Annotated in this window: 12 protein-coding genes; 4 read left to right on the top strand and 8 right to left on the bottom strand. The window is 44.1% G+C overall.

What is annotated here, in order from left to right; genetic code table 11:
* Positions 1–157: 157 nt before the first annotated feature.
* Genes ABDD95_RS14805 through recR form a run of 3 tightly spaced genes read right to left on the bottom strand, consistent with a single transcriptional unit; the run spans position 158 to position 2,418 of the window.
* Positions 158–973: an SDR family oxidoreductase gene (locus ABDD95_RS14805; protein ID WP_345948116.1), complete on the bottom strand. Its 816-nt coding sequence runs from the start codon at positions 971–973 to the stop codon at positions 158–160.
* Positions 957–1,796 carry a glycosyltransferase gene (locus ABDD95_RS14810; RefSeq protein ID WP_345948117.1) on the bottom strand — a complete coding sequence of 280 codons (840 nt, stop codon included), beginning with the start codon at positions 1,794–1,796 and terminating at the stop codon, positions 957–959. Before ABDD95_RS14810 ends, ABDD95_RS14805 begins: the two co-directional genes overlap by 17 nt.
* A 4-nt stretch (positions 1,797–1,800) precedes the next feature.
* The gene (gene recR / locus ABDD95_RS14815; RefSeq protein WP_345948118.1) at positions 1,801–2,418 is read right to left on the bottom strand and encodes a recombination mediator RecR; all 618 of its coding nucleotides are present in this window, start codon (positions 2,416–2,418) and stop codon (positions 1,801–1,803) included.
* Positions 2,419–2,591: 173 nt separating this feature from the next.
* Between recR and ABDD95_RS14820 the strand changes: the two genes are divergently transcribed.
* Both ABDD95_RS14820 and ABDD95_RS14825 read left to right on the top strand, forming a co-directional pair.
* On the top strand, positions 2,592–4,076 hold the full coding sequence (locus ABDD95_RS14820; protein WP_345948119.1) for a sodium:solute symporter: 1,485 nt from the start codon (positions 2,592–2,594) through the stop codon (positions 4,074–4,076).
* 24 nt (positions 4,077–4,100) lie between these two features.
* Positions 4,101–4,808: a TIGR00730 family Rossman fold protein gene (locus ABDD95_RS14825; protein ID WP_345948120.1), complete on the top strand. Its 708-nt coding sequence runs from the start codon at positions 4,101–4,103 to the stop codon at positions 4,806–4,808.
* Positions 4,809–5,006: 198 nt separating this feature from the next.
* Here the strand turns inward: ABDD95_RS14825 and ABDD95_RS14830 are convergent, their stop codons facing one another.
* The 3 genes from ABDD95_RS14830 to ABDD95_RS14840 are packed head-to-tail and all read right to left on the bottom strand — an operon-like array spanning position 5,007 to position 8,228.
* The gene (locus ABDD95_RS14830; protein ID WP_345948121.1) at positions 5,007–6,266 is read right to left on the bottom strand and encodes a TCR/Tet family MFS transporter; all 1,260 of its coding nucleotides are present in this window, start codon (positions 6,264–6,266) and stop codon (positions 5,007–5,009) included.
* Positions 6,267–6,311: 45 nt separating this feature from the next.
* Complete coding sequence (lepB, locus tag ABDD95_RS14835) at positions 6,312–6,974, bottom strand: signal peptidase I (protein WP_345948122.1); 663 nt, start codon at positions 6,972–6,974, stop codon at positions 6,312–6,314.
* A 9-nt stretch (positions 6,975–6,983) separates the two neighbouring features.
* A complete protein-coding gene (locus ABDD95_RS14840; RefSeq protein ID WP_345948123.1) occupies positions 6,984–8,228 on the bottom strand; it encodes a TCR/Tet family MFS transporter in 1,245 nt (414 codons plus the stop codon).
* A 379-nt stretch (positions 8,229–8,607) separates the two neighbouring features.
* Here ABDD95_RS14840 and ABDD95_RS14845 point away from each other — a divergent pair, with 379 nt between their 5' ends.
* Positions 8,608–11,343 (top strand): TonB-dependent receptor, encoded by a 2,736-nt coding sequence (locus tag ABDD95_RS14845; protein WP_345948124.1) that lies wholly within the window; start codon positions 8,608–8,610, stop codon positions 11,341–11,343.
* A gap of 348 nt (positions 11,344–11,691) precedes the next feature.
* Here the strand turns inward: ABDD95_RS14845 and ABDD95_RS14850 are convergent, their stop codons facing one another.
* Together ABDD95_RS14850 and ABDD95_RS14855 are read right to left on the bottom strand one after the other, a co-directional pair.
* A complete protein-coding gene (locus tag ABDD95_RS14850) occupies positions 11,692–12,288 on the bottom strand; it encodes a DUF502 domain-containing protein (protein ID WP_345948125.1) in 597 nt (198 codons plus the stop codon).
* Positions 12,289–12,302: 14 nt separating this feature from the next.
* Positions 12,303–14,828, bottom strand: a complete 2,526-nt coding sequence (locus ABDD95_RS14855; protein WP_345948126.1) for a bifunctional UDP-N-acetylmuramoyl-tripeptide:D-alanyl-D-alanine ligase/alanine racemase — start codon at positions 14,826–14,828, stop codon at positions 12,303–12,305.
* Between ABDD95_RS14855 and ABDD95_RS14860 the strand changes: the two genes are divergently transcribed.
* Positions 14,827–15,309, top strand: a complete 483-nt coding sequence (locus tag ABDD95_RS14860) for a regulatory protein RecX (RefSeq protein ID WP_345948127.1) — start codon at positions 14,827–14,829, stop codon at positions 15,307–15,309. The genes ABDD95_RS14855 and ABDD95_RS14860 overlap by 2 nt on opposite strands.
* The last annotated feature ends 16 nt before the right edge of the window (positions 15,310–15,325 follow it).

Here is a 15,325-nt window from a genome sequence, read left to right on the forward strand (position 1 = left end):
AAACAAGACTGATACACCAGCTGTCATCTCGAATAATAGTGAGGATTCTTTTCAATTAATAGCTTTCAGCTCAGAAAATGATTTCGTTATTATTCGAAATGACAGGCTGGCTTATAAAATAATCTGCAACCTACCTCCTTGACGGTTTGAGTACAACTTATTTCAGCAACGGATCTTTTTCCTTAGCAAATACATTGTAAACCAACTTATCTAACCAGGCCGGGAACAACTTGCTTAGCGTAACGGTTAGTTTACCCTGCCCTGTTAGTATGAGCGTACGCGAGCGACTTTCAATAGCGTTAGCTATTGCTTTGGCTACTTCTTCAGCTGTCATCATTTTATCTTCTTCCAAACTGCTTTCGCCTTGTTGATTCGCATCCTTATTAAGTGCAGTATTACGAATATTTGATGCCGTAAAGCCCGGGCAAGCGGTTAAAACGTGTACGCCGGTTTTTAGGTTCTCCACACGCAAAGCATCTAAAAAGCCGTTCATTGCAAATTTAGAAGCTGAGTAACCCGTACGGCCGGGTAAACCTTTAAAGCCTGCTATGGATGAAACACCAACCACGCTTCCCTGCGTTTTTAAAATTTCGGGCAGCGCGTACTTTGTACAATAAACCGTTCCCCAAAAGTTTACGTCCATCAGCTTTTTTAATACCTGCAAATCCAAATCGTTAAATAGTGCACGCATGGATATACCGGCGTTATTTACCAATACATCAATTTTGCCAAACGTAAGCAGGGTTTGTTTAATTAAAAAAGCGCAGTCTTCTTCAACGCTAACATTACATTGCACGGCAATAGCTTTAGTTTGAAAGCGTTTTTCAATATCCTGTGTAATTTCGCAAAGGGTAACGTACTGGCGGGCGCCTAATACGAGGTTTGCGCCGCGGCTGGCCATTTCGTAGGCTAAAGCCCTGCCTATGCCAGACGAGGCACCGGTAATTATAACAATCTTACTGTTTAAACTCATAAGCTGGGGCAGACCACCTTGGCATAGCTTTTAGCTTAAGTTCAGGCATCTTTAATAAGTATTTGGCTGCAAAAATAAGCATTGCCCCGTAAAAATGTTTAATGAAATGCCAGCTCCATTTAGATACCGGTGGTACTGATTGCTGTATTACAAAGGTTTTAGCAAAATAGAAGTTTTTGTAGCCCGCCAGCCTGATGCGATAGGATAAATCGATCTCCTGACCATAAGCTTTAAAGCGCTCATCAAACAAGCCAACCTCATTTAACACCGACCTACGTAACAGCATAAAGCAATTATTCAATACATCTGTCTCTGTATTCTCAAACTCTTCACCCCAGCCGGAGTGGTAGTGATGGCTGAAAAGCTGTGATTTGGAAAACAGTTTTGAAAGACCTGTTGCTCCAAAAAACTTGATCCACTGTGTTGGCATTGCACGTTTCGAGTCGGCAATAAAGTTGCCTTCAGCATCTAACATACGTACAGACAGGCCACCTGTATCGGCATGCGTCTCCACAAACGCCAACAATTTTTCCAAACTGTCTTCAGCTGTAATTACTGTTGGCGATTGAACAAGAACATAATCGCCGGTTGAGGCTTTGACACCCTGATTAACCGCTGTTGCAAACCCTACCGGCTTTATATTTTGAATAACGTTCACATCCTGAAACTCATCTGTCAGCATAACTACCGACCGGTCGGTCGATGCATTATCTACCACTATTAATTCAGCATCCAAACTTTGTATTGCTTGTTTAAGCGCATACATAGCCTGACGCAACGGTCTGTGCAAATTCTGATTTACAAGTATGATAGATAATTTCATGCGCTTATTTTGCCAGAGAACTTTCGTAAGGTACGCGGGTGGCAATAGACCTTCCTAAGGTTATCTCATCCACGTACTCCAGTTCTCCTCCAAACGCTATGCCACGAGCTATGGTTGATAAACTAATGTTTAAATCTTTTAACCTTTTGTGCAAATAAAATATCGTTGTATCGCCTTCCATAGTAGCGCTAAGCGCAAAAATCACTTCTTTAACGTCTGAAGCCTTAATTCGCTCTACCAGTGAGTCTACTTCCAGGTCCGATGGGCCTACCCCATCCATCGGCGAGATCAGTCCACCGAGCACATGGTATACACCAGTGTACTGATTTGTATTCTCTATGGCCATTACATCGCGCGTATCTTCCACTACGCAAATAGTGGCATGATCACGTTTGTAAGATGAGCATATCTCACAAACGGTATAATCGGATATATTATAACAGGTGCGGCAATGTTGTATTTCGTTGCGCAGTTTAGTCATAGCCAGGCTAAAACGCTCCACGTCGGGCTTGTCCTGGTTAAGCAGGTGCAGCACCAAACGAAGCGCTGTTTTTTGCCCGATACCCGGCAGTTTCGAAAACTCTGCAACCGCATTCTCCAATAATTTCGAAGAAAAATTCATACATCAAATTTACAAAAAATAAGCCTTAATTATGGTCAGCACATGGTCATCTGCCTCAGCGCGGAAGCATTATTTTCATAAAATGCTTCATTAATTTACCTTAATGATTTGAGCTGGTTAAAACTTTTTAATTAGCTTGCGCCATCAATTGTTAATTACTTAACCCAAATCATATGTCGCCCGGAATTTTACTATTGTTCATAGCCGGATACTTTTTAGTACTCATCCTTATTTCTTACCTAACGTCTCGTAACTCGTCAGATAATGACACCTTTTTTGTAGCCAACCGTAATTCCAAATGGTACCTGGTGGCCTTTGGCATGATAGGTACTGCGCTGAGTGGTGTAACCTTCATATCGGTACCCGGCAAGGTAGGCGCCCCCGGCGGCGATCAGTTTGCTTATTTTCAGTTTGTACTGGGCAATGCAGCGGGCTTTATCATTATTGCCACTGTACTGTTGCCATTGTATTACCGCTTACAGGTAACATCAATTTACAGTTATATAGAAAACGCCTTAGGCAAGTGGAGCTATAAAACAGCAGCTACTATATTTTTGATAAGCCGTACCATTGGCTCATCATTCAGGTTGTACCTGGTAGTTATTGTGTTACAAAAATTTATTTTCGATACTTATGGTATTCCCTTTTGGGCTACTGTACTGTTTTGCCTGGTATTAATATGGTCATACACCTATAAAGGCGGTTTAAAAACCATTATTATTACCGATAGCCTGCAAACATTTTTCCTCGTTGCATCTGTATTTCTCTCTATCTTCTTCATTTGCCGAAGCCTTAATTTCAGCATAGTGGAAGCGGCCGATGCCATAAAGAACAGCAGCTATTCCAAAATATTCTTCCTGAATGATTTTGTGAGCAGTAAGCTGCACCTGAGCAAGCAATTTTTTGGCGGTTTATTTATCACCGTAGCCATGACGGGGCTTGACCAGGATTTAATGCAAAAAAACCTGAGCTGCAAAAATATTGGCGAGGCACAAAAGAACATGTTCAGCTTTACCGGCGTGTTCGTGGTCATTAATATATTTTTCCTGAGCGTAGGCGCTTTGTTGTACCTGTACGCGGCCAAAAACGGTATCAGTGTAGAGAAAACCGATTACCTGTACCCTACCATAGCACTGCGCTACCTTGGCGTATTCCCTGCCATTGTATTTATGCTGGGCTTAACGGCAGCCACCTTTGCCACAACCGATTCGGCACTTACCGCTTTAACCACGTCTTTTTGTGTAGACTTTTTGAACTTTAACAAACGGCAAGATACAAACAGCAAAGCCATGGTTAAAGTAAGGCACTACGTGCACATCACGTTTTCGGGGCTGATGTTTGTAACCATTATTTTATTTAATGCCGTAAATAACGATGCGGTAGTGAGCGCTATTTTTAAGGTGGCGTCTTACACCTACGGGCCATTGCTTGGTCTGTATGGATTTGGCTTGTTTTTGAGCGGCCGTCAGGTGAACGATAAACTGGTGCCATTTATTTGTTTAATATCACCTGCAGTATGCTTTTTCCTGAGCACGGGTTCTAAAGAGATACTGGGCGGTTATGTTTTTGATAACGAACTGATCATTGTAAACGGTTTAATTACCTTTGCCGGCCTGTTACTTACCTCAAAGGCTAAAACAAAAGTGGCAGCGTTGTAATTACTATATTTTGAATTTGATATTATGACAGGTGATGATAAAATAAGACAGGCTTTCCAGAACCAAAACTGGCACGAAATAAAGGTAACCGACTCTTGGCAAATCTTTAAGATTATGGCCGAGTTTGTGGATGGTTTTGAGAAACTGGCCAAAATTGGCCCTTGCGTTTCCATATTTGGATCGGCACGTACGCATAACGATAATCCTTTCTATAACATTGCGGTAGAATGTGGCCGTTTACTTACCGAGCAGGGCTACGGCGTTATATCGGGCGGTGGCCCGGGTATTATGGAGGCAGCTAATAAAGGCGCTTATGAGGCCGGCGGCAAATCGGTAGGCTTAAACATTGAGCTGCCATTTGAGCAATTTCATAACAAATACATTGACCGCGATAAACTGCTGGAGTTTGATTACTTCTTTGTGCGTAAGGTAATGTTTATGAAATATTCCCAGGGCTTTATTGTACTGCCTGGTGGTTTTGGCACCATGGATGAATCGTTCGAGGCAATTACCCTCATCCAAACCGGCAAGATTGCGCGCTTCCCAATTGTGTTTGTGGGCGTAGATTACTGGAAAGGCCTGTTTGAATGGGTTGAAGAAAAGATGCTGAACAGCGAGCATAACATTAGTCCGGATGATTTACAACTTTACCGGTTGGTAGACACCGCCGAGGAAGCAGTGGAACACATTTTCCGCTTCTACAACAAATACCTGCTCAAACCAAACTTTTAATTATTGCTGTTTGAAGTTACAAGAGCGAGGATTGAGTTACACTAAGTACTTTAATTAGCGCATAAAAGGGGCTGGTGATATTCACCAGCCCCTTTTTTTAACTCATCCTGAGCGTTTTTATTTATGGCTCCGGCTATATAGCTGTTGAACGATAATGTACAGACATCCGAAAGAGAATTCTTTGACGTCAAACCATCTTTACTTCACGCCGCTATCTAAGGCGGGGTGGTTAGCGTTAGTTCGTTTAAAGCTCCTGATAGCAATAACCGTACTAATAAGCATCAAAATTGCGCCTAACAGATAAGGTGCGCCGGGGAAGTAAATGGATGAGGTTTTGGGATTAGTGAAATGGGCAAACAAACTGCTCATCAGCAGCGGACCAATGACAGTGGTGATACTTAACAAACTGTTTAATCCACCCTGCAATTCACCTTGTTCATTAGGCTCAACTTTGCTGGTAATTAGGCCTTGTAGTGCAGGGCCCGATATACCGCCCAGGCAATACGGAATCATGTACACATACATTAACCAGCCTTGGTTAGCAAAGGCAATAAGCGCCAAACCAATAGCATAAAACAGCAAGCCGAACACAATGCTGCGTTGCTGCCCTAACTTAGGAATGATGATACGGATTAGCCCTCCTTGTATGGCAATCAGCAACACGCCAATGAAAATACCCAGGCTGCTGATGCTGCTCATGCTCCACTTAAACTTCTCGACCAGGAAGAAGGCAAGTACACTTTCAACCGCTTTTGAGGCAATATAAACTAAACTGAAAGCACTTATTAACCCGGCAATAGCAGGGTACATTGTTAAGCGCTTGAGTGCACCAATTGGGTTTGCCCTACTCCAGTCAAACGGGCGGCGGTTTTCAACCGACAAGGATTCGGGCAATACAAAAAATCCGTATAAAGCATTAAGCAACGCCAAACCGGCTGCCGCCATAAACGGAATGCGTAAACCTACCTCGCCCAGGTATCCGCCCAAACCAATACCCATAATAAAGCCTAAGCCGGTAGCTGCCCCAATTAAGCCGAAGTTGGCAGCACGGTTATCGCCCGTGCTTACGTCGGCAATGTAGGCCGTAGCCGTGGTAGTGCTGGCGCCTGCAATGCCAGCAATGGTTCGGCCAACAAAAAGCCAGAACACGTTAGGTGCAAAAGCCATCAGGGCGTAATCAATTCCAAAGCCCACCATTGATATGAGCAATACAGGCCGGCGGCCATACCTATCGCTCAAATTGCCTAACACAGACGAAAAAACAAACTGCATGAGCGCGTAAGTAAAGGTAAGGTACCCATTAATTTGGGTAGCCATGCTGGTATTATAATCGCCAAGTTGCTCAAGCAGCTTGGGCAGAACCGGGATGATAACGCCTAAACCAAGGGTATCAATAAGTACTGTAATAAATATAAAACTTAGTGCTGCCGGGCGCTTATGCTTGGTTTCCTCGCTCATGTAAAAAAAGTAACACCTGTTAAAAGGCTTTGTGCCAAAATTGTTTTAGTTAAGTACGGTTCCAATTAGCATATCGGCGGTAATAAACCCAAGGTATCTCGAATCCATGGCCCAATGCCGGTTATCTCCTAACACAAAACAACTGTTTGCCGGTACGGTAACCGGCCCAAAATTATCTTCATTATATCCGGCTTTCACAAAAGGTTTGTACAAGCCTTCATTTACAAATCCTTTGGCGCTTACTAGTCTTTGTAAACCGGTTAAGTGCAGCGTCTTTAATTCTTGGTTACTTAAACTAACGCCCGAGAAGGCGCTATCCCTGGAAGTAAGTGTTTTACCTGCGCGGTCAAAATACATGGCCAAACTATCTGCCTTACTGTTTGCAATCAGGTATTCACTTGCCGTATAGGGCTCATTTATGAATTTGCCGTTCCGATACAAGTTGCCGTCCCGAAGCTCGATAATATCTTTAGCTATGGCTACGCAGCGATGCGTATAAATAGACCCTCCTGGCCCCTTGTAGCATATGTAACTGCCGGGATGGGGTTTCTTAAAACGTGATACAAAAACAATGTTACCTGCCTTAAAAGTAGGCTCGCTTGATTCGGTTGTAACATAGTACCAGTTGAGTGCGTTAGTGTAACGCATCCCTACAAAACCAGCAAATAAAACGCCGCAAAACAACAGCAGTGCTATAAAAATTTTCATACCGGGGGCTTAGGCTTTTACTGTGCTAATACGTGCCCGTTTAAAGCTGCGCAAAGCAAGGAATGTACTCAATAACATTAGCACAGCACCCATTAAAAATGGCGCTCCGGGAAATTGAACCGGCGCACTTTTACTGGTAAACCAGGCAAACAACGTGGTCATTAATGGCGGGCCGATGATGGAGGTTACACTCATTAAACTGGTTAAGCCACCTTGCAGCTCGCCCTGCTCGTTAGCCGGTATTTGGTTACTAATTAAGCCTTGCAATGCAGGCCCTGCAATGCCGCCCAGGCAATAAGGCACCAGAATACCAAACATCATCCAGCTTTGATTGGCAAATGCAAACAGGAACAAACCTATGCTGTACAACAACAAGCCCAGTACAATACTCTTTTTTTGGCCCAATTTAGGGATGGTTACACGTATTAGCAGTCCCTGCACTAAACCAGAGAGCAAGCCCACAAAACCCAGTGAGTATCCCACCAGTGATTCGCTCCAGCTAAAGCGTTCCATGGTAAAATAAGTCCAGGTGCTTTGTACGGCATGGGCCGCTATATAAATTAAAATAAGCGAAGCAATTAAACCACTAATAGCTGGGTATTTTTTTAACTGCATTAATGAGCCTATAGGGTTGGCCCTTCGCCATTCAAACGGCCGGCGGTTTTCTTTCGATAAAGATTCGGGTAAAATGAAATAACCATAAATAGCGTTTAAAATGGCTAAACCAGCAGCAGCCAAAAACGGCAGTTTAGTGCTATAATGGCCTAAAATACCACCCAATACAGGGCCAATAATAAAGCCTATACCAAAAGCTGCTCCTATAATGCCAAAGTTTTGGGCGCGTTTTTCGGGTGTACTTACATCGGCAATATAGGCCGACGCCGTAGTAAAACTTGCGCCGGTAATACCGGCTATGATTCGGCCTACAAACAACCACCAAATACTAGGTGCAAAAGCCAGAAAAGTATAATCGATACCAAAACCCAGCAACGAGCCCAGCAGCACCGGCCGGCGGCCGTACCTGTCGCTCAGGTTGCCCAGTACCGGCGCAAACAAAAATTGCATTACCGAGTAGGCAAAGGTAAGCCAACCACCATAAATGGCAGCATCGCTTAAATTACTGTTATGTATAAGGTGCCCAATTAGCTTAGGAAATACAGGAATAACAATACCAAAGCCGGTAATGTCGATTAACAAAGTGATAAAGATAAAGCCTAAGGCAGCCTCGCGTTTAGGTTGTGCAGGTTGGTCCATAACCGCAAAATAAAGAAAATTTGCTGATTAATTGGCAGTTAAAGTGCTAATTTTTAGGTCAATGCTGTAAACCAAAATGGCGCTAATTAGAGTATCTATTTTTACTTTTTTCACTGTTTTAAGCGATGTGCAACCCTTATAAATTTTATTTACAGCCAACGCTGCTCAGGCTGCCTGACCACGCCGGCAATTATAAAACAAACATTGGAGCTTACTAAGCTTAATTTTCCGACCATCTCTGCTACGGCATTTAAGCGGCAAATAGCCGACACATGAGTTAAATTATGTTAACGGGTGATTATCATCAGATTGATGTTGAAGTTTTTCAATATATTTAGCCAACATTCAGATCCCTTACAACCTTACTTACACAATTTTAATGAACAAATTTTTCCTGACGGCCATACTGGTCTTATGCCTGGGGAGCGTCTTTGCCCAAAACAAGTCGCACGTTAAAGGGACCATTGTCGATTCGACCGGTAAGAAACCTATGGAAATGGTAACCATTGGCATCACCGATCTGAAAGATTCATCCTTTGTATCTTATACCGTTACTAATAAAACCGGAAAATTTGCTTTATATAACCTGCCATCTGGTAAGCCTATAGCCGTAATTGCTTCTTACGTAGGTTACGCCAATTTTGGTAAGGTGGTTACGCTGAAACAGGGGGATACACTTAACCTTGGCAACATTATTATGCGCCCGGAAGGTAAAATGCTGGGCGAAGTGACAGTCACCGCACAAAGGCAGGCCATTGTAATAAAAAAAGACACGGTTGAATTTAATGTGGCCGCCTTTAAAGTAAGACCTAATGCAGTGGTTGAGGAATTGTTAAAACGACTGCCCGGCGTACAGGTTGATTTTGATGGCAGCATTAAAGTAAACGGTAAAGCTATATCTAAAATAACTATAGACGGCAAAGAATTTTTTGCGAACGACCCGCGCGTTGCCTCTAAAAACATTGACGTGTCGCTATTAGATAAAGTACAGATATTTGATGACCGCGAAAACGACCCCGACCATTTAATCGAAGAGGCCAATGTAAGTAAGATCATCAATCTTAAGTTTAAAAAGGCGTTAAAGAAAAGCGTATTTGGCAAAATGTACGCAGGCGGCGGCAGCCGCGAAAGGTTTGAATCGGGTGGTTTGTTCAACATGTTCAGGGATACCCTGCAAATGAGTTTTATAGGTGTGGGCAACAACCTTAACCGTACCGGCTTTTCAGACAATGACCTATCGCAATACGGTGGTTTTGACCGCAGTGGCGAGGATGCGCTTTATAACGGCAGCGTGGGCGTAGGTGGCAACAACTGGAACGGTGGTATCGAGAAGGTAATTTCTGCTGGATTAAACTTGAACAATGATTATGGTAAAAAACTAAAGTTGAACCTGTTATACTTCTTCAACAATTCGAAGGTTACCAATATCAGCACATCATTAAATCAGCAAAATTTCCCTACCGATACCTTATTCACTTTAACCAATAATAATACGCTTACCAATACCAACAAACATAACGTAAACGGTTTGGTGGTTTGGAATCCGAATGACAGCACTAATTTCAGATATACGCCCAAGCTTAACTTTGCGAATAACTTTAACCGGTACGATAATACGTCTAACCGTTACAATTACTTAAACCCGCTTAACCAAAGTATTGGTAACAACAGTAATGATGGCAGCCGCATGCAGTTTCAACACAATTTTAGCTATTATCATAAATTGGGAAAAAGGTATGGCTCATCGGCGTCACTTAATGTTAATCACTCCCTTAACATAAGCCCCGACCTGTCCAGCAATATCAACAACCTCGATCTCATCTCCCAAACATCAACCGTAAAGTCTGAACAGCTGCGGCGGCTTATTGATGTTAACTCGCGTAATACCAACGCCAGCCTGAGTGTAGCCTTTCGTTATCCGCTAAGTAAAAAGCTCACCGGCGATGTTACCGCCAGCGGTGGCTTTATTCGCAATGGCCGCTTGCAACAAACATTTGATCAAAACCTGCAAACCGGAGAGTACAGCCTTTACCTGGAAAACCAAAGCTCTGACCTTGACCGTTACCAATGGACCGAAAGTGGCAAGGCTAACCTGAATTTCAAGTTCAATAAAAGAGTATCTATTGATGCAGGTGTTACCGCTGAGTGGCTGCAGATACTTAACCGCTTCCACAAAAACGTTCCAGATTTGAACCAATATTACTTAAACTGGCTTCCATCTGCACGTTTGCGGATAGGCAACTCCTCGTTAAGCTACAGCTCTAGCGTAAGCCAGCCATCTGTATACAATTTGCAACCCATTACTATACAAAGTTCACAGCTTTACCGTTTTACAGGCAACCCTTTGTTGAGGCCTACCCGCAGGCACTCAGTTTCGGTAAATTTTTACAAGTATTATCCGCAATCGCAATTAAATATTTACAGCTACCTGAACAGTAGTTTTGAGGAGAACAGTGTAACATCGGTAACGCAATTAACACCCGAAGGTGCGAGCGCCAACACGCCGGTTAATCGTAACGGCAGGCGTAATGTAAACGGCAATGTGGGCGTAAACAAAACATTCAAAACTTCTAAGACCTGGCAACTCAACATCAGTTCATCTGCTTACTTTAGTAGTGCCCGAAACTTTTTTATACTCAACCAGGATGAAGGGTTCCAAAACAACCTGTATTTAGGCTTCACGCAAGGCATCAACCTGGGCTGGAAAGAAATTGTACAATTAAACTCATCTTACTCACTGCGTCCGCAAACAACCACCTACTCGGGCGTTGATTTTGCGAGCGTGAAATTTGTAAGCCATAGCGCCGACAACCGCTTTACCGTGCGGTGGCCCAAGCGCATGTACTGGGAGGGTGTTTACAGCTACAGCTACAATCCGCTGGCCAGTGCCGGTTTTCAGAAAAGCGTAAACATGCTTAACCTGAGCGTAGCGGTGCTGATGCTAAAAAAAGACCGCGGCGAAATTAAGCTCTCCTGCTATGATATGCTCGACCAAAATATAAGCGCCTACCGTTACAGCGGCGCTAACTCCATTGTAGATAGCCAGAACCAGATCCTGAAACGCTACTTTTTGCTCACCTATATGGTAAAGTTTAATAAAATGAGCACGAAGTAAGTGGGTGTCTGAACGGGAATTTAAAAATAATAGCAGTTGCGAAGCAAAGCTACTAAAGCTACTGTTAAGAAGCGTCGGGCTGCCAGCGCACCCGGCCGGGATTACGGCCTGCAGCGCTGGCAGGGATTGTGCTGGCTAGGCACTTTTGCTTCTTTTGGGGCTATGCCAAAAGTAGTAGCCTCTCCGGCAATGAGGAGACGAAGGGAGTTTATAAGCACTGAAACGAGTTTGGCAAAACACAGGCCCTCATAATGAGCTCAGACGAAACTGCTCTCCGCAAAGATTACTTCGTTCATCGCAATGACATAAGTATTTGTGCATGTGTAACGGCAGCTTTTGCCTCACCTTCTACTCCAACTCAGTAACCCCACCCGAAATCACAAACTTCATCATTTCGGCAGCGCTTTTGTTAATGGGCGTTACTTTACTGGCCGGCACAATAACAACCTGGCCCGCAAAGGAATAAGAATACGGAAAGTAAACCGCAACATCGCCGGGGAGGCCGAGTACGGTCATATCCTTATGGGTGAGGAAACCGATCTTTTTCAGTCCGTTAGAGCCTACCTCCACCAATACCGGTTCGTTAAACTTCTTTTCTTCGCCCACAAAAGCTTCGGTTAAATCTTTGATTGATGAATACAGAAACTTAAACAAAGGCAAACGGTTAAGCCAGTAAGAAAACCAGCCCTTGATAGGATCGGTAATAACATTGGTAACCAGCACGCCGGCAATCATAATGATAACCAGCACGGTTAAAATACCCAGGCCCGGAATATAAAGGGCCTTGCCTGTTTTAGGGTTTACCCAAAGCACATCGCTCAGGTTAAGGGCATTGTCTAAACTGGAAACCGCCCAAAAAATCAGGAAACAGGCAGCGCCCAGGGGCACCACCACTAACATGCCTTTTACAAAGTATCTAAGTAGTATGCGAGCTATACCGTTCATAACCAGCTGCAATTTTACTCATAAAAATACACTCTTTTTACGCGTTGCGAAATATTGGTCAGAATTTCATACGGTATGGTGCCAATTTGCGCAGCCAGATCCTCAATAGTTTGCTGCTCATTGAATACAATTACCTCATCGCCTTCTTTAACCTCAACGGCACTTACATCTATCATACACATGTCCATTGCAATATTACCAACGGTAGGCACCAGTACGCCTTTCACCAGCATTTTGCCTGCGCCGTTACCAAAAGCACGTAAATATCCGTCGGCATAGCCAATGCGTACGGTAGCTATGCGGCCATCCCTTAGCAAACTGCCATTGCGGTTGTACCCAATAGTTTCTCCGGCGGTAATATGCTTTACCTGCGATATGCTTGTTTTTAAAGTAGCAATAGGCTGCAGGCCATTCAAATGTTCAGGCACAGCGGCGTCTATGCCGTACAAGCCTATGCCGAGGCGCACCATATCAAACTGGGCATCGGGCCAGCGTATAATGGCCGATGTGTTGGCTATGTGTTTAATAACCGGGTAGCCCAGCGCCTGCTCAATTGTTGCGAAGGCCTGTTTAAACTGTTTGATTTGTTTACGGGTAAAGTCGTCATGTGCCTCGGCGTCGCTAGCCACCAGGTGCGAGAAGATGGACGTTACCCGGATGTAGGCATTCTCTTCCAGCAAATCGCATAAAGCCTCCAGCTCAAAGTCCTCAAAACCCAGGCGGTGCATGCCCGTATCAATTTTAATATGTACCGGGTATTCGCTTATGTGATGCAGCTTGGCAAACTTGACAAACTTATCCAGCAGGCCAAAGCTATAAATCTCGGGTTCCAGCTTAAATTCCACCAGTTTATCAAAAGCTGACGGCTCGGGGTTGAGCACCATCAACGGCAGTGTAATACCGGCTTGGCGCAACGCAATGCCCTCGTCAATATAAGCTACAGCCAGGTAATCCACCTTGTTGTATTGCAATATGTTGGCTACCTCAAAAGTGCCGCTGCCATAGGAGAAAGCCTTAACCATGGCCATTACTTTTACGCCGGGCTGTAGTTTGGATTTGTAAAAATTAAGGTTGCCCAGCAGGGCATTAAGGTTTATCTCCAGCATGGTTTCGTGCGCCTTTTGCGACAATGCCCTGCTAATGCGCTCAAACTCAAAACTGCGCGATCCTTTAATTAAAATAGCCTCGTTATTGAAATTGATCTCCTTGCGATGACGCAGCACATCACCGGTGCTTTCGTAAAAAAACTTTTGCGGTACATTGGCAAAATACTGCTGGTGCTGCTGCAAGGCCGCTCCTACCCCAATAAATTTATCAATATGATGATTTTGGATCATTTGGGCCACCTGCTGGTATAGCACATCCTGCTGCAGGCCCGATTGAAAAATATCTGAAAGAATGAGCGTTTTAACTTTGTGCTGATTTTGCTGCTGTAAAAACTTTAGCGCAATCTCGAGCGAACGAATGTCGGAGTTGTACGAGTCGTCAATTACCGAGCAGTCGTTAATACCGTTCTTCATCTCCAGGCGCATACTTACGGTGCTCAGGTTTTCCAGCCGTTTATCAACCTCTACAGCGCTGTAACCCATAGCCAGCATGGTAGCCCAGCACACAATGGCGTTTTCTATCGAAGCTTCATCCAAAAAAGGTATTAAACACTCAATCTCCTTGCCTTTGTACAGTGCCCGCAAGTAAAAACGTTTGGAAATCACCGTTTCACTGAACACGTAAAGATCGGCCTCCTTAAATTTTTGGCTCCAGGTAAAAGTGGTAACCGGCGGCAAATCGGCCTTGTACGTCATCAACTGGTCGTAGTTGTGAATAAGCAGAGCGCAACTTTTAAACAACTTCAGTTTTTCCAATACTTTTTGTTGCATGCTCTCAAAACCCTCATCATGTGCCGACCCCAGGTGGGTAAGCACGCCAATGGTAGGCTGAATGATAGCTTGCAGCGCGTCCATTTCATTTGCGGTAGATATGCCCGCTTCAAAGATGCCCAGGTCATTATCCTGCTGTATTTGCCATACCGAAAGTGGCACACCTATTTGCGAGTTATAGCTTTTGGGGTTGCGCACTATATTTTTATCGGCAGCCAGCAACTGATAAAGCCACTCCTTTACAATGGTTTTACCGTTACTGCCCGTAATGCCAATAACCGGTAAATCGAAACGGCTGCGATGATAGACTGCCAGCGTTTGCAGCGCCTGCAGCACGTTGGGCACTATTAAAAAGTTGGCTGCCTGGTACTCGCCGCCGGGCTGTTGCAGCACCACAAAATTGCGTACGCCCTGGTTGTAAGCCTCGTCAATAAACACGTGCCCGTCGCGGCGGCCCTGCAATGCAAAGAAAAGGCACTCCGCCGCATTGCTGATCTGCCGGCTGTCGGTAAGCAGTATGCTGATGTTGTTTTCGCGTACGATGGTACCTGACGCACCTATAATTTGCTGTACTTCGGGTATGGTATATTGGCTGCTCAACATGGTTACTAAGGTGCTTATATTTATGTAAACAGAAGAATTTTTGGTAAATTTGGTTTGCATGGATGAGCCGAAAAAGAAGAGAATTACAGATGAAAAAGCAGCCCTGGCCAAGGCCGAACATTTTTGCGCTTACCAGGAACGCTCGCAGCAGGAAGTGCGCGATAAACTGTACGAACTAGGCATGTACCCTACCGGTGTTGAAAATGTAATTAGTGAGTTAATAACCGGCAACTTTATAAATGAGGAGCGCTTTGCCAGAGCTTATGCCCAAGGCAAGTTTAACCAGAACGGCTGGGGACGTATTAAGATTAAACAAGGCTTAAAATTAAAGCGGGTGCCCGATAAGCTGATTGCAAAAGCACTGCAAACTATAGATGGCGATGAGTATTTACGCACCTTGCAGAAAATTTTAGAAAAGAAACAGACGCAGATAACCGAAAAAGACGCGTTTAAGCGCCGCTATAAACTACAACAGTACGCTATGGGCCGCGGGTTTGAGAGCGATTTGATAAATGATATTTTGAAAGCCAGTGAGTTATGAAAAAGTTAAAAAACTT

The sequence above is a fragment of the Mucilaginibacter sp. PAMB04274 genome, from assembly GCF_039634385.2.
Lineage (GTDB): Bacteria > Bacteroidota > Bacteroidia > Sphingobacteriales > Sphingobacteriaceae > Mucilaginibacter.